Source organism: Pseudomonas sp. FP2196 (assembly GCF_030687715.1).
GTDB lineage: Bacteria > Pseudomonadota > Gammaproteobacteria > Pseudomonadales > Pseudomonadaceae > Aquipseudomonas.
On record NZ_CP117445.1, the window covers coordinates 2,742,470 to 2,763,079 of the forward strand.

General features: G+C 58.1%; 19 protein-coding genes. 9 read left to right on the top strand and 10 right to left on the bottom strand.

Annotated elements, in window-relative coordinates; all coding sequences use genetic code 11:
- Nucleotides 1-13: 13 nt before the first annotated feature.
- The 3 genes from PSH79_RS12315 (at nucleotide 14) to PSH79_RS12325 (ending at nucleotide 1,818) form a co-directional block, all read left to right on the top strand.
- On the top strand, nucleotides 14-694 hold the full coding sequence (locus PSH79_RS12315) for a hypothetical protein (RefSeq protein ID WP_305443231.1): 681 nt from the start codon (nucleotides 14-16) through the stop codon (nucleotides 692-694).
- Nucleotides 687-884: an MbtH family NRPS accessory protein gene (locus tag PSH79_RS12320; RefSeq protein ID WP_305443233.1), complete on the top strand. Its 198-nt coding sequence runs from the start codon at nucleotides 687-689 to the stop codon at nucleotides 882-884. Before PSH79_RS12315 ends, PSH79_RS12320 begins: the two co-directional genes overlap by 8 nt.
- Before the next feature lie 64 nt (nucleotides 885-948).
- Nucleotides 949-1,818, top strand: a complete 870-nt coding sequence (locus PSH79_RS12325; RefSeq protein WP_305443236.1) for a TauD/TfdA family dioxygenase — start codon at nucleotides 949-951, stop codon at nucleotides 1,816-1,818.
- Between the two features lie 65 nt (nucleotides 1,819-1,883).
- On the opposite strand, the gene PSH79_RS12330 is transcribed toward PSH79_RS12325, so the two are convergent.
- From PSH79_RS12330 to PSH79_RS12350, 5 genes are read right to left on the bottom strand one after another with little or no spacing between them, the layout of a single operon-like run.
- Entirely contained in the window at nucleotides 1,884-2,573 is a 690-nt protein-coding gene (locus PSH79_RS12330; RefSeq protein ID WP_305443238.1) for a hypothetical protein, read from the bottom strand.
- A complete protein-coding gene (locus tag PSH79_RS12335) occupies nucleotides 2,542-3,582 on the bottom strand; it encodes a GSCFA domain-containing protein (protein WP_305443241.1) in 1,041 nt (346 codons plus the stop codon). The genes PSH79_RS12330 and PSH79_RS12335 overlap by 32 nt, the downstream gene beginning before the upstream one ends.
- Nucleotides 3,583-3,621: 39 nt before the next feature.
- Entirely contained in the window at nucleotides 3,622-4,137 is a 516-nt protein-coding gene (locus tag PSH79_RS12340) for a GNAT family N-acetyltransferase (protein ID WP_305443243.1), read from the bottom strand.
- Between the two features lie 60 nt (nucleotides 4,138-4,197).
- Nucleotides 4,198-5,175, bottom strand: coding sequence for an alpha/beta hydrolase (locus PSH79_RS12345; protein ID WP_305443245.1), 978 nt, complete (start codon nucleotides 5,173-5,175; stop codon nucleotides 4,198-4,200).
- Nucleotides 5,175-5,615 carry a TspO/MBR family protein gene (locus PSH79_RS12350; protein WP_187680816.1) on the bottom strand — a complete coding sequence of 147 codons (441 nt, stop codon included), beginning with the start codon at nucleotides 5,613-5,615 and terminating at the stop codon, nucleotides 5,175-5,177. The genes PSH79_RS12345 and PSH79_RS12350 overlap by 1 nt, the downstream gene beginning before the upstream one ends.
- A gap of 182 nt (nucleotides 5,616-5,797) precedes the next feature.
- On the opposite strand from PSH79_RS12350, the gene PSH79_RS12355 reads away from it, so the two are divergent.
- Nucleotides 5,798-6,025: a hypothetical protein gene (locus tag PSH79_RS12355; RefSeq protein WP_305443247.1), complete on the top strand. Its 228-nt coding sequence runs from the start codon at nucleotides 5,798-5,800 to the stop codon at nucleotides 6,023-6,025.
- Nucleotides 6,026-6,115: 90 nt separating this feature from the next.
- On the opposite strand, the gene PSH79_RS12360 is transcribed toward PSH79_RS12355, so the two are convergent.
- Nucleotides 6,116-8,242, bottom strand: coding sequence for a TonB-dependent receptor domain-containing protein (locus PSH79_RS12360; RefSeq protein ID WP_305443250.1), 2,127 nt, complete (start codon nucleotides 8,240-8,242; stop codon nucleotides 6,116-6,118).
- A 162-nt stretch (nucleotides 8,243-8,404) separates the two neighbouring features.
- On the opposite strand from PSH79_RS12360, the gene PSH79_RS12365 reads away from it, so the two are divergent.
- Entirely contained in the window at nucleotides 8,405-8,620 is a 216-nt protein-coding gene (locus PSH79_RS12365; protein ID WP_305443252.1) for a hypothetical protein, read from the top strand.
- Between the two features lie 31 nt (nucleotides 8,621-8,651).
- Here the strand turns inward: PSH79_RS12365 and PSH79_RS12370 are convergent, their stop codons facing one another.
- Nucleotides 8,652-11,288 (bottom strand): EAL domain-containing protein, encoded by a 2,637-nt coding sequence (locus tag PSH79_RS12370; protein WP_305443255.1) that lies wholly within the window; start codon nucleotides 11,286-11,288, stop codon nucleotides 8,652-8,654.
- Between the two features lie 278 nt (nucleotides 11,289-11,566).
- Between PSH79_RS12370 and PSH79_RS12375 the strand changes: the two genes are divergently transcribed.
- Complete coding sequence (locus PSH79_RS12375) at nucleotides 11,567-13,762, top strand: OsmC domain/YcaO domain-containing protein (RefSeq protein ID WP_305443257.1); 2,196 nt, start codon at nucleotides 11,567-11,569, stop codon at nucleotides 13,760-13,762.
- 42 nt (nucleotides 13,763-13,804) lie between these two features.
- A complete protein-coding gene (locus PSH79_RS12380; RefSeq protein ID WP_305443259.1) occupies nucleotides 13,805-17,911 on the top strand; it encodes an NACHT domain-containing NTPase in 4,107 nt (1,368 codons plus the stop codon).
- A gap of 117 nt (nucleotides 17,912-18,028) precedes the next feature.
- Here the strand turns inward: PSH79_RS12380 and PSH79_RS12385 are convergent, their stop codons facing one another.
- From PSH79_RS12385 to PSH79_RS12395, 3 genes are all read right to left on the bottom strand, one after another.
- Nucleotides 18,029-18,481 carry a GNAT family N-acetyltransferase gene (locus PSH79_RS12385; protein ID WP_305443260.1) on the bottom strand — a complete coding sequence of 151 codons (453 nt, stop codon included), beginning with the start codon at nucleotides 18,479-18,481 and terminating at the stop codon, nucleotides 18,029-18,031.
- A gap of 49 nt (nucleotides 18,482-18,530) precedes the next feature.
- Nucleotides 18,531-19,025: a PaaI family thioesterase gene (locus PSH79_RS12390; RefSeq protein ID WP_305443261.1), complete on the bottom strand. Its 495-nt coding sequence runs from the start codon at nucleotides 19,023-19,025 to the stop codon at nucleotides 18,531-18,533.
- Between the two features lie 67 nt (nucleotides 19,026-19,092).
- Nucleotides 19,093-19,341, bottom strand: a complete 249-nt coding sequence (locus PSH79_RS12395) for a hypothetical protein (protein WP_305443263.1) — start codon at nucleotides 19,339-19,341, stop codon at nucleotides 19,093-19,095.
- A 169-nt stretch (nucleotides 19,342-19,510) separates the two neighbouring features.
- On the opposite strand from PSH79_RS12395, the gene PSH79_RS12400 reads away from it, so the two are divergent.
- The gene (locus PSH79_RS12400; protein ID WP_305443264.1) at nucleotides 19,511-20,149 is read left to right on the top strand and encodes an ATPase; all 639 of its coding nucleotides are present in this window, start codon (nucleotides 19,511-19,513) and stop codon (nucleotides 20,147-20,149) included.
- 86 nt (nucleotides 20,150-20,235) lie between these two features.
- Entirely contained in the window at nucleotides 20,236-20,577 is a 342-nt protein-coding gene (locus PSH79_RS12405; RefSeq protein ID WP_187680807.1) for a hypothetical protein, read from the top strand.
- Nucleotides 20,578-20,610 lie beyond the last annotated feature (33 nt).

A 20,610-nucleotide genomic window follows, 5' to 3' on the forward strand; every position in this document is an offset into this window, starting at 1 on the left:
TGAGCCGAACGCAATGCCTCGATGGTGGCTGACATTGACGCAAGTGTTGTGCGAAAGCCTGCCCAGCGCGCAGGCCGACGTCTTGCGTCAGCGGTTGCACGGGTTCGACGGGCCTGTAGCGCTTCGGGTTGTACACCTGTGGCACGCCGACGTGGTCATGCCGTTGCTGTGCGAAGCCGTGCCGGAGCATCGGCAGGCGCTGCTCGATTTGCAGAGCCTGCATCGACGGGCCGCGCTTGGCCTGCGCGCACGCCTCGGTGAATGGCGGGCGACGCTCAAACCGGTGTTGCTGGCAGTGTATCGACGGGCCTATGCCTACGACGCGGCATACGCCCAGGCCCACGCCAGTGCGATGACTTACGGGCAGGCACCGGCCAACGTCGCCATGATTGCCGAGCACTTCGGCGATGCGCAGGGTTTTGCCGTGTATTACGCGCAATTGAATACCGAAGCCAACGCCACCGCGTTTGCCCAGGCCCATGCCAGCGCCAACGCCGAATCCTCAGCCCGGGCCTTCGCCGCTGAAGATGCGCAAGCGTATGCGGATGTCTGCGCAGTTTCGGCGCGAGTTTATGCCCGGGCCTGCGCGCAGACGGACGAACAGCGCCGTGCACTGTTCAGCGATCTCGCCGAAGGGCTGAACCGGAGCCTGGCAACGCTGCAACCCCATTCAACAGGAGAACGACATGAGTGACTCACAGCTGCAATTCGATGTGGTGATCAATGGCCAAGGTCAGTATTCCCTGTGGCCAGTGGGCAAGCCGATGGCCAACGGCTGGAGCGAGGCGGGGATGCGCGGTGAACGCCAGATCTGCCTGGAATACATCAATGAACACTGGATCGATATGCGCCCGCGTTCGCTGCGAGAGAGCGTGTCGCAATAACCGTTATCGCACCCGTCCCCTGTGGACGCGGGCACAGGGCGCTTCAATAAAAAGGTGAGGGAACATGGACCAATTGGCACTCAAGGCAATCGAGCGCATCGCTGCACAAACGCGTGCGCCGTATCAGCACATCACGGTCGACCGGATCACGCCGGTCATTGGCGCCGAGGTCGCCGGCGTCGATCTTTCGCAACCGCTGAGTGACGATCAGCTCGCGGAAATCCGCCGTGCCTTTCTGGAAAACCACGTGCTGGTGTTTCGCGATCAGCACCTGACAGTGCAGGAGCACAAAGCGTTTGGCCGTCTGTTCGGCGAGCTGCGCGCCTTGCCGGTGGAAGACATCGACGGCGATGACCCGGAACTGGTGGAGATCCGCGCCAATGCCCAATCACGCTACGTCGCCGGTGAAACCTGGCACACCGACGGCACGGCCGATGTCGCGCCGTCCCTCGGCTCGATGCTGTACGTCAAGGAAACCCCGGCCATCGGCACGGGGGGCGATACATTGTTTGCCAACATGCACCTGGCGATCGAGATGCTGTCGCCGGCGATGCAGCAGTTTCTCGGTGAATTGACCGCCATCCATGACGGGGCGATTCCGTGGAAGGGTTATCAGGCGCCGGCCGACCTGCCGAGGACTGAACACCCGGTGGTGGTTCGTCACCCTGAAACCGGGCGCAAGTCGTTGTTCGTCAATTCCGGATTCACTTCGCACATCGTGCAGTTGTCCGGTGGCGAAAGTCAGACGCTGCTTAACATGCTGTTTGACCTCGTGGCCCGAGAGCCGGTGCTTAGTTGCCGCGTACGCTGGGCGCCGAACACCCTGGTGTTCTGGGACAACCGCTGCACCCAGCACCATGCGGTCTGGGATTATTTCCCGCATTCGCGTTACGGCGAACGGGTGACGATCCTGGGGACACAGCCCAAGGCCTGACGTTCCCCCGAGAGCCTTTGTGGGAGCGAGCAGGCTCGCTCCCACAGGTTCGTGGTCTTCCTGTTTTAAATGCCGCGCCGGATCAGTTGCTCGACGATCAATTCCCCAAACGCCAGATTGCCGTGCAACGGGTCATCCACTTCGCAGAACGCCGAACGCTGGAAACCCTGTTCATCGTTCGCCTCAGCACGCACGTCGATCAGCTCCACGCCGAGCCTCTGCAGACGCTTGATCAGCAGCGTCTGGGAAGCCATGAACACCTGCGGATCGGACATTTGCGGAACCCGTTGTGGCGGTAACACCGCGAACACCTTGAGGTTCATCGCCAGTGCCTGTTCATAGAAAGCCAATGCCGGCCGGGACAGGGTGTCGACGATAGATTCGAACAACGGCCCTGCGAGAAATCCTGCGTCGAACTCACCCTCCGGCGTCTGGTAACAGGTCCAGTTCGGCGCCGTCGCGAGGTAGTGCAGACTCAGGCCGATAGTGCTCACCAGCGGCACCCCGACCTTCGCCAATTGCGGCGTTTCGTAGGCATCGAGGGCCTGGCGATACAGGCGTTCCATCTCGCCATCCCTGAAGACCACGTCATTGCAGGTGATGCTGAAGAAGTCGACGGCGAAATCTCTTCCGGTTCCCAATGGGCCACCGCCGAAAGGCACTTCACGGGCCTGTGCCGCCTTGCCGATGACGCCGGCGTGGGAGTCCCCCAGCAGCAGAAACCTAGGCGTAGTAATCGAGTACGGCGTCTTCACAGACAAGATCCTCGCTGGACACGCAAGTGGAAGGAGTAGAGGCGGGCGCTTGCACCCCTTGGACGGTATTGAGCCCGGCGAAAAACTGCTGCATGACAAACGCCACACCCTCTGGCGTGACTTCTCGCTGGTTGGCCTGGTAGAAGCCGCCCTTGAACGGTGTGCCGGTGATGATTTCGTAGGACGGGAAATAGTCGACGTCGCTCAAGTCTTCACACAGTTGCCCGGCGACGGCGCGCAGCACCGATTTGGAGTAAGTGGTGGCGCTCAACACATGCTGCCCGGTGGCCGTGGCCGTCAAGGGCACCGGCGAAACGGTGAGCAGCAGGCGCATCTGAGGGTTGATCGAGCGCATCAACTCGACTGCCCTGACCATCTCGCCATAGGTGTCGACAAACCCGAAGTTGCGGAACTGGTGGGCCTGCGGATCGAAGGTGCCGCGCACGGTGCCGGGACACATCGGATAGAAAACAGAGGTCTGGCGATGCTGCCAGCCTTCGGTCAGACCCAGAGTGAATACGAACACCCTGGCACGGCGAATGGCGATGCGAATGGCGTCCAGAGTCGCTTCGCGAGACGCCAATAACGCCTCTTCACTGGCAAAGCCTTCAGGCTCCACGGCGGGGCGGAATGGATCGAAGAAACGCCCGTCGTGGACCCAGGTTTCGCTGGGCGGCACACTCACCCCCAACGCCCATTCGAGCCATTGGCGCAACATCGCCGGGGTGTACAGATTGCCGGTGCGGAAAGAAAACACCCCATAGTTGTGGGCCTTCCAGTCGGCTTCAGGCAACCCGGCCGGGGCAGGCTCGGCGTCCAGCCAATACATGCCGCGTTCCACCAGCGCCCGACCGATGTGCTGGGCGAAACATGAGCCTGCAGTGACGATGGCATCCTTGTTGCCGATCTCGAATTCCGGTGTCCACAGTTGATCGATGTCCAGCGCGGGTTTGTCGGCGATGGCTGTGCGCCAGAAGGCGCGGGATGGCAGGTATTGATAGGGATTCACGACGAGTGGCCTCCTTGGCGGTTCGCAGAGAAAAAGGGTTCAGCTGATTTGATAGCGGTAGATCAGGTCATCAAACCACCGGTCACCGATCTGGTAGGCCAGCGGCACACGGCGTTCGAAGACAAAACCGCATTTCTCCAGCACCTTGCAGGATGCGACATTACCGTCGGTGACCGTCGACTCCAGCGAGTCCAGCCCGATAACAGCGGCATAGTCGATGATCGCCCGCCGCGACTCGGTGCCAAAGCCTTTGCCCTGATGCTCCGGCAGCAGCAGGCAACCTACTTCGGCATGCCCCGGCGACAGAATACGGAATCCGGTCACGCCCAGTTCTTGCCGACTGGCCTTGTCAATCACCACCAGGCACAACCAGTGATCCGACTGCGGCCCCCACGCCGGCAGCCGATGCTCGAAGCCCCTGCGAATTTGCTCCTCGGCAATTTCGCCAAACACATACTGCATGGTCTGCGGCTCGGAATGCAGCCTGAGGAACAGCGGCCAGTCAGATTCGACCAGGGTGCGCAGGTCCAGGCGTTCGGTGGTGAGCTCGAGCATCCGCTGCTCCTTGCATGGGGGAAAAGGGAAGAGGTTTTTTACTTGTTGTGGGGGGAAAGATCAATGATCCGCTATCGGCGCTTGTCCCCCGACCCGAGCCGAAATCCATTCCCGACTGTAAGCCAGCACGCTGTCAGCAATGGCTGTCGGAAAATGGATAAAACCATGGGGTGAAGAGGGCAGCAGGTACATCTCGACAGGCGCCGACTGCGACCAGCGTTCGGCGATGTCGAGGGTGTCATCGCGCAGCGGATCGAGTTCTCCGGCAAACATCAGTGCCGGCGGAAATCCGCTGAAGTCACCGTACAGCGGTGACAACGGTGGTTGCCGGCGCTGTTGGTCATTCAAGTCTGGCGTGAGCATGCGCAGCGCCTCGACCATACCGGGGCCGTCCAGCAGCAGCGTTTCCGGCGGCGCCGCGCGTACGCTCGGCGTTCCGGTCAAATCGTAGACGCCGTAATACAGCAACGCGCCGCGTACCCGACTGAGTAAGTCGGGCGATTGTTTCAGCGCCAACAACGATGTCGCCGCCAGATGCGCTCCGGCCGATTCGCCAACGACAATGACCGGCAGACCGGCAAACTCGTGCTCATTGAGCAACCAGCGAGCAGCAGCAATGCAATCTTCCATCACCCCTTCAATGGGCGTCGATACCGCAAGCCGGTAATCCACCGAGACAACTGTCACATCGCAGGCGTTGACGATGGCAATGTTGAAATTGTCATTCATCTGCGCGTTGCCGATCACCCAGCCGCCGCCATGGAAATCCAGCACAACGCCTTTCGCGCATCCTTTGGGACGAATGATCCGCACGCTGCCGCCGGCAATCGCCTTTCGCTCTGCCTTGAGACCGTGCTTGCGCAACTTGTTCGCGCCGCCGATCTGACTGACGCGCAGCAGCGCCTGAATCATCCGTGGCAAGACGCGATTGCGGATTTTAAAGCGCGGCAACCAGGCGAGCTTGCGGTTGAAGTCACGCACTTGCGCCAACTCGCGCTCGCCCTGTGGCCACGGCACTTTGCTGCTGCAATCGGTCATCAGCGGTTCTTGATCAAGATGGAAAAATTCAACGCCGCGGCAACACACAGCCACGCCAGATAAGGAAACAGGATCAGGCCGGTGACCAGATCAAGTTGCAAGGCCATCACTACCATCGCCGCGACCACCAACCAGAGCAACGTCAGGATCACCATCGCGGCAAAAACCTGATGCGCCCCGAAGAACACCGGAGTCCACAGGGTATTCAGCGCAATCTGCGCCGCCCATAGCGCCAGCACCGTCTGACTTCCCGGGATCAGGCTCAATCGGTATCCGGCCCAGGCCAGTAACAGATAGATTAGCGTCCAGGCCACCGGGAACGCCCAGTTGGGCGGCGTGAACGAGGGTTTGCTCAGTGATTCGTACCATTCGCCGGGTTTGAACATGACGCCTGTGGTCGCGGCAGCCGCGCAGGCCAGGAGGAAAATAAAAAAAGTCATCGGCAGTCCTTGGTTTGGGTCAGCTGTTTGAGAGTGTAAGCAGAGGACGCCCCGTGGCGCGAAAAGTTTGGATTGAACATGAGATTTCTCTGCTCGTGTCCTGCGCTTCATGACGTTGAACTAAAAGCCTGACTGAGCCGTCAGGATATTCAGTGCCTCTCTTTTCTCATGCGGATGACACCATGCACACTTATCGCCTGGAATACCTTTTCAACGGCGAGCCTCGCTCCCACGTGTTCGAGCTCAAGCAACCACAACTGGCCGATCACGAGGCCGCGATGCATCTTCTGGAGCTGCATCTTGGCGATGCGGAAAACAGCCTGATCATGCCCACGGCCGATTCGACGGCCCAAGAGATCCTCAAGCAGGCCGAGCAGGTGGGGATTACACGGATTGAGGTGATCGCTTAAATCTGTGATCTTTCGTGAACGCCGGCAATTGTGCAGCTTCTGCCGCAATCGTGAGCGGGTTCACGCCTGCATTGCGAGTTCGTCGTGGCCTCACAGCAAACTCCACGAAACGCCTACATAAACCCCCATCCCTTCACCCGGCGTAGACCGCGCGGCATCAAGCCCTTTGTCGTCATACCCAGGTGTGACCGTCGCCGCATAGTGTTTGTTGGTCAGGTTGCGCATATCTACCCAGGTCTGCCAGTCACCTTTGGGTGCGTTGTAGCCGAGCGTCGCGCCGAACAGTGCGTAAGGATCGGCGTAGTAGCTATTGGCGTAGTCCACGGCAACTTTGGATACCAGTTGCGTGTTCATCGCCGCGAAGAATCCCTGCGGCCAGTCATAACGCAGCTCACCTTGGTAGTAATGCATCGGCAAGCCCGGCAAGCGGTTGTCACCGAAGCGATCGTCATCGCGATAGTGGAAGTCGCTGAAGGTGTACGCCTGACGCAGGCTCAACTGGCGACCGTCGGCGGCTGACCAGAGTTTGCTGGTCAAACTGGCTTCGATGCCTTGGTGCACGGTCGGGCTGGCGTTTAGCTCGTAGGGCGTTACCGCGTTGGCGTCCGGCAGTACCGAAAGCAATTCGTGACGCACTTGCGCGTAGTACCACGCCAGGCTCCATTCGCCGAATGCACTGTCGCCGCGTCCACCGAGTTCGAGGGTGGTGGCGGTCTGGTTTTGCAGTTTGATCGGGTCCTTCTGAGTGCCGGTCGCGGCGCCGTTGCCAGCCGGGAAGCGCACGTTTGAGCTGTAAATCAGCGACCACGGGTGCGGTGCTTCGACCGAGCGGCTGAGGTTACCGAACACCTGCACGTCAGGCGTGATCTGGTAGCGCAGGCCGAGGCGGGGCGCGTAGTCCCAGTCGTTCATGCTGGTTTTGCCACCGCTTTCAGGGTAGGTGACTGCACTTTCGCGTCTGGTGTAGATCGCGGCGAGGCCGGTGGTCAGCCACAGGTCGTCGGCGATTTCCAGGTCGTTGCCAACATGCAGGACCGTGTCCGAGCCTTGATAAGTGAAGTTGCGCATACGCGTGCCCGGCAAGTAGCCAGCGGTGTTACCGGTGGGGATGCGCACAAATTCACTGGCACCGTCGTTGGGCAGGTGTTTGGTCACCCGCAGGCCGACGGTGCTGCGACTTTCCATGCCAAACAGAGTGTCGCGGCGTTTGTAGTCAAAAGTGCCGCTGACGTCGGTGTAGGCGACCTTCAGACGATTCGGGCCTTCGCGCAGGTCCATCGGGTAGTCGTGGTAGACGAGGCCGGTCTGAATGCTTGAATCGTCGTCGATGTAGAACGTGGTCTTGTTGCCGATGAAGGTGCTGCCCGGTTGTTTGCGGCTGTCGTCGCGCGAGACGTAAGCCGGGTTGGCCGCTCGTGGGTCGTGTTCGATGGAGTGCTTGGTCACGCGGCCGGCGAGGTCGTTGTCGGTCTCGCGGTAGCGGATGTAGAAACGTGTTTCCAGATTCGGATTGAAGCGATAGCCGAAATTGGCGATCAGGCCTTTGCTCTCGCTGGCGGTGTGATCCTGGTAGCCGTCAGCGTTCGAATCGGTCAGCGAGACGTAGTAATCGAAGTCGCCCAGCACTTGTCCGGAACTGACCTGGCGCTGCTGATAACCATGGCTGCCGGTGGCGTAGCGCACTTGCAGTTTCGGCGCGTCGTAGCCGGTATGGCTGACGTAATCGACGGCGCCGCCCAGTGCCAGCGCACCGCGATCAAAGCCATTGGCGCCGCGCAATACTTCAACATGGTCGACCCACAGCGGTTCAAGCAGTTCGTAAGGCGTGCCGCCGGGGCCAGTCAGCGGCAGGCCGTCGAGCATCGTGTACAGCCCCGAGGCATGGGCGCCCGGCGCGCGGTTGATGCCCGAGCCGCGGATCGAAATCTTCACGCCTTCGTTGCCCGCCGACTGCGCATAAATCCCCGGCTGATAGGCCAGCACATCCTGATTACTGGCCACGCGACCCTGCAACGGTTGGCGCATGTCGACCACGCTCGTGCCGCCGGGCACCTGATCCAGGCGCGCCTTGGCGTCTTCAACAGCCGCGTCCGTGCCGCTGCGCTCTTGCGCCGAAATCAGGACCTGCCCCAATTCCAGACCTTGAGTCTCGGCCATGGCCGGACAGGCAAGGGCTAGCCCCAACAACGCGGTGGGCAGGGATTTGGACGCGGGCATCGAGAAAACTCCAGACAGGGACGGGCAATGAACAGTGCGACGTCATAAAGAACGAACAAAACACATGGGCGTTTGCTTTTCTCGGGGTTCCATCCGTCGACTTCACTGAACCACCGTGACGCCGTGTCTTTCTACCGAGTGAGTCCTTCACGAGATACCCCTATGTTCGATCAGCGCAAGAAAGAATTACTGGCGGCATGGCGCAAACTGGCGACGCAATCGCAACCACGGGTGGACCCGGAAGAACAGTACGATGAGTTGCTCAAGGCAGCCGATGAGATGGAGGAGCAGGGACTGATCACCAGCGCCGAATGGCGTCAGCTGGTGAGGGATGCGGGCAGTGTGTTCGCCCGCGACGAAGGTCGAAGCCACGGTTGATATCAGCGCTATTGCTCAGCGCTGATTCACCTTATAAACCCTCGAGATTCAGGCCGCTCGTGACGCGGCCTTTCTTTTGCTTCGGCTGTGCGTTTCTCGATGTTTGCAACAGACGCGCGAAGGCCGCCTTGTCGATCGGGCGACTCATGAAATAACCCTGTACTTCGTTGCATTGATCCTTGCCGAGGATATCCAGTTGCTCCTCGGTTTCGACCCCTTCTGCGGTAACGTTCAGGCCCATGGCTTTGCCCAGGCCGATGATGGCTTGCACCACCGCCCGATCATTGGCGCCGCTGCTGATCGAGGCGATGAAGCGCTTGTCGATCTTGATCCCGTCGAACGGATACGCGCGCAGGTAGCCGAGGGATGAATAGCCGGTGCCGAAGTCGTCCATGTTCAGGCGCACGCCCAGCTCTTTCAGCGCGTTCATGGTGGTCAGCGCACCGTCGGTGTCGTTGAGCATGACGTTCTCGGTGATCTCCAGTTCCAGACGACTGGCCGGGAAGCGCGTATCGACCAGCACTTCGCGGATATCCTCAACCACATCCGTCACGGCAAATTGCGCCGGGGAAAGATTCACCGACAGCAAAATGTCTTCCGGCCACGTCAGCGCCGTTTCGCAGGCTTCGCGCAATACCCAGCGCCCAAGAGGGACGATCAGGTCAGTCTGCTCCGCCAGCGGAATAAACAGGTCCGGTCCGAGCAGGCCTTTGCTCGGATGCTGCCAGCGCACCAGCGCTTCGACCGAAACAATCTGCTTGCCGTCAATCTTGTAGCGCGGCTGATAGTGCAGGACGAATTCGTTGTGCTTGAGTGCATGACGCAAATCATCTTCCATTTGCCGGCGCGTCTGGATCTGGTCACTCATGTGCGCTTCGAAATAGCACCAAGTGTTCTTGCCGTCGGATTTGGCCTGATAGAGCGCGATGTCGGCGTAGCGAATCAGCTCGCTCGGCGCGAAGCCGTGGCGGCGGCTCAAGGCAATGCCGATGCTGGCGCCAACGTGCAGCGGATGGTCTTCGAACATTACCGGCTGGTGCAGGCTGCCGATCAGGCGGGTGCAGAACTTGTCGATTTCGTGATGGCTGTCCATGCCGTTGAGCACCACCACAAACTCGTCACCACCCAGCCTGGCGACGATGTCGTTGTCGCGGGTGCATTCACGCAGGCGGACAGCGACTTCTTGCAGCACCGCGTCACCGGCGGGATGGCCGAGGGAGTCGTTGATCGGTTTGAAGTTGTCCAGATCGATCATCAACAGCGATAGCGCTGGCGAGTGCTCTTTGAGCAACAGTGCGTCATCCAGATACCGCGCCAGCTTGTTGCGATTGGGCAGTCCGGTCAGGGCGTCGTGCATCGACAGGTGCTGGATCTGTGCATGGGCAGCGACTTCATCGGTGATGTCGCTGGCGGTACCCCGATAGCCAATGACGACATGCTTGTCCAAGATCGGGCGGGCGGACAGCCGACAGTGACGCTGCTGGCCGGAGTGGTCGCGGTAGGTGCACCGAAGGTCGCTGGTGTTGCCTTCCTCGGTCAGTTTCCTTAGCCACAATTGCAGTGGCGTGGTGTCGCAAAACAGCAATTGACCAATATCTTGCCCTAGCCAGAAGGTTTGCGGATAACCGGTCACTTCGCTGAACCGCGCGGACAAGTAAGTCAGCGACAGATCCCGGTCGACCTCCCAGATCCAGTCCGAAGCCGCTTCCGCCACCGCGCGAAAGCGTTCTTCACTGGCTTCCAGCCCGCGGTTGGCGGCTTCCAATGCCTCGTTCGAGGTCTGCATGACGGCGAAACTTTGGTCGACGTACTGCGATGATCGCAAGGCATGTCGAAAGAAATAGGCGGTCAGCAGCATCAAAACCACCATCGTTGCGCCAAGGGTAGGCAGCAATGACCACAACAACTGTTGCCCCGGCCGCCCCAAATCGGCAATCAGGCTGTAACCGGTGCTGTCCAGCGGCACCCGTGGACGGGCCGGGTCAATCGTTTCATCCAGCGCCAGCGTCAGGTTGCTCAGGCCATACTCACTGCCGATCTTGCGCAGTTTGGTGGGGGTGAGCTTGTCGACGAATACCAGCACAGAGGTTTTCTGCGCAGCATCTACCGGCCTTTGATCGTTGGGAATGATCGCCGCCGCCGACACCAGCGCTGGCCAGCCTTCAAACAGTGAATAAGTAGTGAAGGGCTGGGTCAGGTCGGCCTGGGTTTGTACGTTGTCCAGCAGCGATGTGGCGCTGACGTTGAGGAATGCCGAGAAATCGGCCTCAAGCATTTGCCCTCGAACCACTGTGTATTTGGTGCGCTCGCGATCGAGTACGAACACGCCGTCATAACCGTCACTGGTGAACAGGGTTTTACCCAGATTCTGCTCGGTGTAAGCCCAGTTTATGTCGACTTGGTTGCTCAGGCGTTCATAGGCCGTTGTCCAGTAGGCATAACTGGTGATGTAGTTCCTGGACGCGGTGATACGGTTTTCCAGGGCGCGGGCTGAATAGAACCTGATTTTGTTGATTTCTTCGCTGTCCAGCTTATTGGCAATTCCGAGCAGTGCGACAGTCGCGGCCATTACCCCGGTGACAAACAATGCGCCGACGGCAATGGCAAGGCGTCGGGTGACCACGCTTTGCCGGGGTGGAAGATGCGCCGCATAACTGGAAGTTTCCATTCACTCGTCCTTGATCCGCTGTCTTCAGAATCTAGAACAATGGCGCGTGCGCAACGTTCAGATTCTTCATATTGATTGCAGTGATCGAATCTCGAAAAGTGTAGTGAACGCGCTAAGTCTTTGCCCTGCTGGTGTTCAGAAATGGGCACGGGCGCACACTGGCAAACCCGCGCAGAAGGTGCCGCACCGGTCAGCGGCCATTCCCGAAAGCACAAGACTTCCCGCTCAAAAACCGGATAATGGCCGCCATTCGTTTAGCCGTATTCTGGTAATCCCGCATGGAAATCAAGGTCAATTTTCTCGACAACCTTCGACTTGAAGCCAAGTTCGACGACTTCACGGTGATCGCCGATCAGCCTATCCGCTACAAAGGCGATGGCTCGGCACCGGGGCCGTTCGACTATTTCCTGGCATCGTCGGCGTTGTGCGCGGCTTACTTCGTGAAGTTGTACTGCGACACCCGCAACATCCCCACCGAAAACATTCGCCTGTCGCAAAACAACATCGTCGACCCGGAAAACCGCTACAACCAGATCTTCAAGATTCAGGTCGAACTGCCGGCGGATATCTCCGACAAGGATCGCCAGGGCATCCTGCGCTCCATCGACCGCTGTACCGTCAAGAAGGTCGTGCAGACTGGCCCTGAGTTCGTCATTGAAGAGGTCGAAAACCTCGACGCCGACGCCCAGGCGCTGCTGATGCCGCATGGCGGCTCGGAGGCGGGCACTTACATCGCCGGTAAGGACCTGCCGCTGGAACAAACCATCGCCAACATGTCGGGGATTCTCGCCGACCTGGGCATGAAGATTGAAATCGCTTCGTGGCGCAATATCGTGCCCAACGTATGGTCGCTGCACATCCGCGACGCGCACTCGCCGATGTGCTTCACCAATGGCAAGGGCGCGACCAAAGAGGGCGCGCTGGCCTCGGCGCTGGGCGAATTCATCGAGCGGCTGAACTGCAACTTCTTTTACAACGATCAGTTCTGGGGCGAAGACATCGCCAACGCAGACTTCGTGCATTACCCGGACGAGCGCTGGTTCAAGCCCGGCCTGAAAGATGCGCTGCCGAGCGAGATCCTCGACGAATACTGCCTCAAGATTTACAACCGCGAAGGCGATCTCCTCGGATCGCACCTGTACGACACCAACTCCGGCAACACCCAGCGCGGCATCTGCTCGCTGCCGTTTGTGCGCCAGTCCGATCAGGAAGTGGTGTACTTCCCGTCCAACCTGATCGAAAACCTGTTCCTCAGCAACGGCATGAGCGCCGGTAATACATTGGCTGAAGCACAGGTCCAGTGCCTGTCGGAAATCTTCGAGCGGGCGGTCAAACGCGAAATCCTCGAAGGGGAAATGGCGCTGCCGGACGTGCCGCAGGAAGTGCTGGAGAAATACCCAAGCATTCTGGCCGGTATCAAGGGCCTGGAAGAGCAGGGCTTCCCGGTGCTGGTCAAGGATGCGTCGCTGGGCGGTGAATTCCCGGTGATGTGCGTGACCCTTATGAATCCGCGCACTGGCGGCGTGTTCGCCTCGTTTGGTGCACACCCAAGCCTTGAAGTCGCGCTGGAGCGCAGCCTGACCGAGTTGTTGCAGGGCCGTAGTTTTGAAGGCCTGAACGACTTGCCGCAGCCGACCTTCTCGGGGCAGGCCGTGACCGAGCCGAACAACTTTGTCGAGCACTTCATCGACTCCAGCGGCGTGGTGTCGTGGCGCTTCTTCAGTGCCAAGCCAGACTTCGAATTCGTCGAGTGGGACTTCTCAGGCCAAGGCGAAGACTCCAACGCCGACGAAGCCGCGACGCTGTTCGGCATCCTCGAAGACATGGGCAAAGAAGTCTACATGGCGGTCTACGAGCACATCGGTGCCAAGGCCTGCCGCATTCTGGTGCCGGGTTACTCGGAGATCTATCCGGTCGAAGACCTGATCTGGGACAACACCAACAAGGCCCTGCAATTCCGTGCCGACATACTCAACCTGCACAGCCTGAGCAAAGTCGGCTTGCGCAATCTGGCCCAAGGCCTGGAAAACAGCGAACTGGACGACTACACCGACATCACCACGCTGATCGGCATCGAGTTCGACGACAACACGCCGTGGGGCAAGCTGACCATCCTCGAACTGCGCCTGCTGATCTACCTCGCCCTGCAGAAGTACGATCAGGCCAAAGACCTGGTTGAAGCGTTCCTGCAATACAACGACAACACCGTCGAGCGCGGCTTGTTCTATCAGGCCGTGAATGTGGTGCTGGAGATGGAACTGGACGAAGACCTGGAACTGGCCGACTACGAAGCGAACTTCCGCCGCATGTTTGGTAAAGAGCGGATGGACGCGGCGATTGGTTCGGTAAACGGTAGCGTGCGCTTCTACGGCTTGACGCCGACGAGCATGAAGCTGGAGGGGCTGGATCGGCATTTGCGCCTGATCGAGAGCTACAAGAAGTTGCATTCGGCACGGGCCAACGTCTCGGGTTGATCCTGGATCGGAACCCATAAAAAGCACCTGTGAAGGTGCTTTTTGTTGATACAACAGCAAGGTTGGAGTTTTGGCCTCATGGAAGGTATGAGCTATTTTCCTCGACATCTTCGTGTCATCAAAGTTGAAGAAACGGCCGAAAAGCTCGATGAGCAAGCACTGATCGAGATTCAAGGTCCGAAGGTCATCTTGGGTGAACCCGGAATGGGTAAGAGCGAACTGATCCGCGAGATTGGTCGACGTTTGGAAGTCAAGATCATCTCCGCAACACGTTTCATGAACCACGCCCGTCCAGAAAGCCTGGTCGTCGCCGGGAAGCCTTTGCTTATCGACGGACTCGACGAAGCCATGGCGCGTCGCGAGGGCGACGCGGTGGACTTGATCTTCTCGAAGCTAGAGGAAGCGGGCTCACCCGATTTCATTCTGTCCTGCAGAGCCAGGGAATGGCAGTCGCGTAATGAAGGAAGCATCCACGAAATCTATGATGCAGATCCCAATGTTCTGGTTTTGGAAGCGTTGTCTCGCGGAGAGGCTGAGGACTTCCTGAAGCATCGCTATCCCGATATTGATGCTGCGAAGGTGCTCTACCATTTTGACGCGAATGGCGTCAGTGACTTGTATGCGAACCCGCTAACGCTGGGGTTGATTGGCCGAGTAGCAGAGACCGGTGCCGAGCTACCTCAAAGCCGCGCGGCGCTATTTGAGCGAGTCTGCGCGCTGATTTGGCCAGAGTTCCAGTCAGAAAGGCAAAAACTCGGATTTGGCCTTATTACTCAAGAGCAGGCTCTTTGCGCAGCTGGAGCTCTTTGTGCCGGAATGCTGCTTGCGGGAGCCGATGCAATAAGCGAAGCGAGCCCCTCGCAGCTGCTTGCTGGTGACGTTCAGTTGGCTGATCTGTTGGCTCTGCCTGGAGCCGAAGTAGGAGAGCTTATCCTTTCCAGCAAGCTTTTCCAGACGATCGAGACTGGTCGCGCTGCACCGATTCACCGTGTAATCGCAGAATATCTGGGAGCTCGTTGGTTGGCCCAAGAAGCCAAAACCAATCGGGTGCAACGACGTTTGCTCAAACAACTGAACGGCAGTGGCAACGTACCTTCCAGTTTGCGTGGCTTACATGCCTGGATCGCCTACCACAGCGCGTCGATGGCCAAAGACGTCATCACGGCAGATCCTTTCGCTGTGTTGCGTTATGGAGACGACAGCAGGATGACGTCCGAGCAAGCACAATGCATGTTCCAGGCGTTGAACAAACTGGCAAGCAATGATCCGTTTTTCCGCGCTCAGGACTGGGAAAGTCGAGTTGCTGCGGGGCTTATGCACCCGAAGCTGATAGGTGAAATTCAAGCTTTGATTGCGACCCCTGACAGCAACCGGCACCTGCGTTTTCTGCTGATTGAAGGTTTGAAGGGAACGGCAATGGCGAGCGACCTTGCAGACACGCTTGAATCGATTGTCTTCTCGCTCGAACATCCTTACACCGACCGTGTCGCAGCCTCGAGTACCTTGATGGAGCACCGGGACAAGTCCTGGTGGCAAGCTACCGTTGTCAGCCTGGTCGACCAATGCACTGATGAAAGCGCGCGTCTTGCGCGCGATGTCATGCAAAAAATCGATTTCGATGTCACTGATGAAGTGCTAGTAATGACCTTGCTAACGAGTATGGAATTAACTCGTTGCCCATTGTTCGGGCGTTCGTCCGGTAGTTCGCTCGATCTGTTCCACCACCGACGATTTGGACAGCGTCTGCCTATTGAACGCGTGCGTAATGTGCTCGATCTTTTCGCTGAATTTGCGATAACGGTAACGGGCCGGCATCACCGTGGTCCCGGCCAATTGGCGGAGCTGATTACCGTACTGGTGAAGCGTGCAATCGATGCTAAAAGCCTCGACGCCGCTACGCTACCTGCGGTCTGGAACTGGTTGGGTGCCTTGCAGCAGTTGTCCGGCATGGCAAGTGCCGAAGCCAAATCCCTCAAACATTACTTTGATGAAAATGAATCGTTACGGCGCGCCATTCAGTTGTATGCGCTTTATGTAGCACGCCCGAATACTTCATTTTGGCTAACCGCCTGTCTTCTGGACAGACGCTTGGTCGGATTGACCGGTGAAGACATCCTTTGGCAGTTGGAAGAAATGAAAGACCGGGACAATCAGGATGTTTCACACCGCGAAGACTGGCGCGACCTTATTAGGCTAGGACGTCAGCGTACGGGAATGAGCGCAGCAGAGCTTGCCAGGCGCTCAGGCTTTCAACGCGATGATCAGGAGCTTTATGCATTTATTCATCTGCTCGACAATCCCGAAAAGCCGATTTGGCAAATCGAAGACGAGCAAATGGCGGCGCGGGAAGAAGCACGCAAGCGCCGATTGCATGAGCAGGATCGCGCAGCACTCACGAGTGACAAAGCATCTCTACGCGCAGGGGAATTCAACCAGATCAACCGCCCGGCCTTGAGGTATCTGGGGCTCGATGATATGTCACTCGACCCTGTGAAAGGCCTGAACGCGCTCCAAAGTTGGCTCGGCGATACGCTGACTGAGGATGCGCTCGCAGGTTTGGAAGCAGTTCTCCATCGTAGCGACTTGCCAACACCCAGCGATGTCGCGAGAAGCTTTGCTGACGGAGAGCATTATGACGTTTGTTACTCGATCATGGCCGGTCTTCTTGAACGACAACGCCTAGGCCTTCGGGTCGATGACCTGGCGGTTGATACACGCAAGGTGGGCCTTTTGTTGTGTCTTGATGAAGGTACCGTGTTGAATGGCAGTGAAGTGGGGCCGCTGCGAGAGAAGCTGCTGCGCTCGTTGATAGAGGACGAGCAGGATAGCGAGGGGTTCGCCAAGCTCTGGCTGGAGCCAACACTTGAGTCCGGTAAAGAGCATATTTGCGGTATGCACCATTTTTTCAATGAAGAGTGCTGGCATACCACCAGCGTTCGACTGTCAGGGCTATGGCTGATGTCATTGGAAACCCTGCATGAGTCCATTGAAGTCAATTTGATAGATCATCTGGCGCGCTCCGGCAACCTTTCTATGCTTGCACTGATTGCACAGCATCGAGAGCAATCTACGCCAAGAAATCAGAGTCAACGGTTTAACTGGTTGGCAGTCGATGTGTTGACTCGGTTCGACCCCGCCAAACCAGAACTTTCGGGTATTGGTCGCCATCATCCTGAATTCATCTGGCCCCTGAGAGATCGTTTCGCAAACAAGAATCGTGGTCTGATGTTGAGCGTCGAACAGGCAAAGTGGGTGATCGAACAGTTTCGTGGAAGTTGGCCCTTTGCAGAGTTGCCCCGAGTGGCCTCAGGGGATCAAAACCCGTATGACGCAACCCGTTTTCTCACGGCAATGATTGATCGTCTAGCCAATGACACCAGCGCACAATCCAGCGCCGCTTTCGACGTTCTGAACGCCAGCCCCCGCGACAGCTACAGCGATCTCATTCGCCATATGGCAGCGCAGCAAAGGCAGGCGAGAAGTGAAAAAGAATTTACCCCGCTTTTGCCCAAAAGCCTTGGAGAGCTACTGACAGAAGGGCATCCGTCCAATGCCGAAGATCTCAAGGCGCTAGTGATAGAAGAATTGGCGGATGCCCAGAAAGTATTGCTCGGCGACGAGTTGGATCAGTATCGTGATTTTTGGAGTGGCGACGTGCCCTTTGGTGAGAATCGCTGTCGCGATCGTCTCGCGGCTCTGATCAAAACCCCGTTGGAGCAATATGGGATCCGTCAACTGACTGAAGCCGACATGCCTGATACCAAGCGCGCAGACTTGGCGTTCGCTTACGACAGGATGCAATTGCCGATGGAGGTCAAAGGACAATGGCATCCCGATGTCTGGGACGCTGCGACAGGACAACTGGATAAACAATATCTCATCGATTGGCGCTCGGAAGATCGCGGTATTTATTGCGTATTCTGGTTTGGAAAGCTGCCTGGGGCACCGACTAAAAACTTGAAAACCCCACCTGCTGGTGTCAAAACGCCTGAGTCAGCCGAGGAAATGAAGGAGATTTTGATCAGTCGCATACCTGAACAACGGCGCTCGCACATCGACGTGGTAGTGCTCGATCTGACGGCAGGTCAGCCCAAGACCGACCCTAAACCCAAGGTGAAAGCGAAGAAAAGCCAATCTGGCTCTTCATGACGTACGGCTGCCTGCTCATTTGGTCGGGAGTAGGCTGATTCCGTAGCCTGAAGTAATAATCAAGAATTTGTGGAGAGGGAGCTTGCTCCCTCTCCACAATTTTGCGTTTTGTCATGACTAACTCAGCCTTTTTTCCATGATGACCGTACGCTCGGCCCCATGAAATTCATCGCGGATCCGTTCGAAACCCAGCGACGCGTAGAAACTCTCGGCGGTAATGGAAGAGGGTACGCGCAGGCGCTGAACGCCTCCCGTGATGGCAACTGATTGCAGGGTCGCCATCAGCATTTTTCCGATGCCAAGCCTTTGATGGGGTGGGTCGACAAAGACACTTCGCACCACATCCTTATCAATACTGGCCGTTGCAATGACGCACTGATTGATTGTCGCGACAAACACTCGACGTTGAATCAACAAGTGCAGGATCGCCGCAGGGGAAAAACCTTGCGCTACCTGTTCGATGATTGCTGGAGAATAGTCCTGAGCATTTGATTCATGCAGGGCCGCGACGACAACTCGGCTGATGGCCGAGGCATCGTCGTGGGTTGCGGCTCGAATCAGAGGATCCATTAAAGCGGCTCCAGGGTTTGCGTTACGTTCCGCGGCGGTGATGCAGGGCTTAACGCCCGTGCGCGGCGTTAGCCAGTTGCCCGGTATCGACCCGCACAAAAACCGAATCACCCACCGCGGTCAGTACTTCTCCTGCGAAGACCTCACAGATCACCCGGGTCTTGCGCCCCACTTCCCCTTCGACTTTCGCCCGCAGGGTCAGCGTTACACCCATTGGCGTCGGCTTGATGAACTTGATGCCCAGGTTGCCGGTAACGCAGTCGATGCGGGGCAGGGTGCCGGGCTCGCGGTTCTCTGCACGGTAGTGATAAGCCATTGCCGTCCAGTTGGAATGGCAATCGACCAGCATCGCGATCAGTCCACCGTAGACCAGGTCCGGCCAGCCGCAGTATTTGGCGTCCGGCACATGCTCCGCGAGGACGTGCACGCCGTCTTCATGCCAATGGCTTTTTATATGCAGGCCGTGCGGATTGCTACCGCCGCAGCCGTAACAAACGCCTTGCGGCGCGGCGCAGTCTTGCAGTGAGGTGTCGAGGCTGGACATGGGTGTGGTCATCCTGGAGTGGTGAGGCCGGTCAGGCGCATGCGGCATTCGGCGACGCGCCGATCCGTTATTGCTCGGGCGCAAGCCATGTATCGACGACCCGTCGATCCAGCTCTTCCCAATACGCCATGCCCAATACCCGCGTGGTGTTCAGCCCGCGCAGATAACCGCGCAACTGATGGGCCGTGTCGCGAATCAGTTGTGGATCGGCGCCGTCTTTGTCCAGCAACACGCTTTCGTACTGGACCAGGTATTCAGCCACTCGCTCGCGGAAATCGGGCAGAACGGCGTCGCGGATCAAGTCAAAGGTTCTCAAGGAGGCTTCCTCATTCATCTTTTTCTAGTTGTGATTGAGTGTGTATCAGTCTGCCCGTCGGGCAACTATTGCTAGAAGTAATAGTGACCATCAAGAAACGCAAGTTCTGCTTTGTCGGCAATCGGCGGAAAATCGCCTCCATTGAACACGCAGCCAAGGAATTTGCGCGATGAAAACTCTGACTCGACTGGCCCTGGTCGCCCTGCTGATGGGCGCTGCCGCTGCACCGACCTACGCAGATGACGCCCGGTCGTGTCACTTTCAAACCATCACCGGCAGCAGCGCGACGTTGCAGCGTTCGCAAACCGTCGGTGTGCTGTACAGCGAAAACACCTTGGACAACCTGCAATACCTCGAGCGCTACCATGACATGGCGGTCAACGGCGCGAAAGATGCGCTGGACTCGCGGATTCGCGAAGCCTTCGTCAATAGTTCCGATCCGGAACTGGCGATTGACTGGTTGATGAGTTCTTTGCAACAGCAGTTCTTGTCCGTAACCGTCTACGACAGCCTTGATGCGTTGGTACAGGCCCACCCGGATGTTGTGGTGAAACTCGACACCTTCAACCGGCTGTTGACCCAGCGCAACACTCTGGTCGAAGCGCGTTTTACTGCACGTTTCTACGACGCCGACCTGCAATACATCGGCAAGGCCGAAGGCTCGGTAGAAAAACAGCTGCCATCGGTCTGGGTCCATAACCAAGCGGCGGCGCAAATAGCCGCACAAATCGACAAACAGCGTGACTTGCAATTCAACGCACTGAAGCAGTTCGACAGCTCGCTCAAGGCGTTGGTCTCCGCGAGCTGAACACTTAAAACATAGATGGCAACGGCGGCGCCGTGAAGCTGGGCTGTTGCCGGTTGAACCGAATCTTTATTTTCAGGATTACACCGATGCGTCCTTTATTCGTACCTGCCATGGCTTTTGCTTCCTTGTTGCTCGCGGGTTGCGCCTCCGCGCCGAACGACCCGACGCTGACTTTGCAGACCAGCAAGACGCCCGCGCAATACGCCGATTGTGTTGTGCCGAAACTGCAGGGCAGTGCGATGAACCCGACCGTCTCGCAAACCCAGCGCAGCTACCGGATCGTGGTGCCGAGCAAGGTGGCGGCGGACAACGTGCTGGAAGCCTACAAGGCCGGTAATGGCGGCAAGGTGTTTCTCTACGAGCGTCACCTGCTCGCCTCGAATTTCATGCCATCGAGTTTTGAACGGGCAGCTCAGGACTGCATCTGATTTCGCCCGGTAACCGTATCTGACAGAGCTCCT